Genomic DNA, 1,209 nt, shown 5'->3' on the forward strand with positions numbered 1-1,209 from the left:
GTCGAGCCGCGTAGTCGCGGGTGCGGGGGTCGTTGGACCAGCGGACCAGGGCGATGTGGTACAGCGCGTTGTTCGCTGCCCGGTCTCCGCCGCGAGACAGGCGATGGCGGGTGGTCTTGCCCGATGATGCCGGGATGGGTGCGACGCCGCAGAGCATGGCGAAGGCAGCCTCGTTGCGCAGTCGGTGGGTGTTGGTCCCGGCGGTGATGAGTAACTGGGCCGCGGTGTCCGGCCCGACACCGTGGGCCGCCCGTAGGGCGGGATTGATCGAGTTGACGATGGCATCCAGTGCCGCGGTGAGCTCATCGCTTTGGCGTTCCAGGAACTCAATCCGGTGCGCCAGTGCCTTGCATGCGGTCAGCACCGCCACCGCGATGGGATCGGCCTGGGCGCTAGGTCGGCATCGGGACAGCGCTTTGATCAGGTTGGTGGTGGTGTGGCGACGGTAGCGTTCCCGCAGGTCAGCTGGTGCGGTGATGAGCAGGGATTTGATCTGGTTGATCGCGGCGGTGCGGGCCTTGACCGCACCGCGGCGGGCAATCAGTAACGCCTTGAGCGCGGTGGCCTGCTCATCTTTAGGTGCAGCTAGTCCGTCACCGGCCAACGCCGCTCGTGCAGCGGCATAGGCGTCAAGGGGATCGGATTTTCCCCGTCGCCGTCGTGCTGCGCGGTCGGGGCGGTTGATCTCGGCGACGGCGATACCGGCTGCTTGCAGTGCGCGGGTGAACCCGGCGCCGTAACTACCGGTGCCTTCAACGCCGGCGCTGATCACCTCGCCGAAGCTCTGCGCCCAGGCGATCGCCATGTAGTAGTCCGTTGGCCGGGTGCCGAACTCCGCGTCGGCTACGGGTTTGCCGGTCTCGGTCAAGACAGCGAGGTGGATGGTGTCGAGGTGGGTGTCTGCGCCGATGACGACGCGGGGTCGATCTGCCACGATGGGGGTGTCCTCTCGGTAGGTGATCGCTTGCCGGATGTGACAGCCCGGTGGGGCGGGCAGACAAGACATTGATGAGGAACGGCCAGGCTCCTGATTAGGTCATGTCCGCCCCACCAGGGCGCCGATGGTGCTTGCCCGTTGGTCGCCGGTGAGACAAATCAAATGAAAGACAACCCGGCCAGGGCGTCAGTCGGTGCCAGGGTCATCACCGGCAGCCAGCGAGCAAGACCATCCTCACCCGAAGCGGTTGAACATCATCAATGTCGGTGCCC

General features: G+C 65.9%; 1 protein-coding gene. It reads right to left on the reverse strand.

Annotated features, from left to right (window positions below):
• A partial coding sequence (locus tag KIH27_RS22095; protein WP_214095088.1) for an IS110 family RNA-guided transposase occupies nt 1–934 on the reverse strand: 934 nt, incomplete at its 3' end.
• Between the last annotated feature and the right edge of the window lie 275 nt (nt 935–1,209).

It is taken from the genome of Mycolicibacter acidiphilus (assembly GCF_018455725.1).
Classification (GTDB): domain Bacteria; phylum Actinomycetota; class Actinomycetes; order Mycobacteriales; family Mycobacteriaceae; genus Mycobacterium; species Mycobacterium acidiphilum.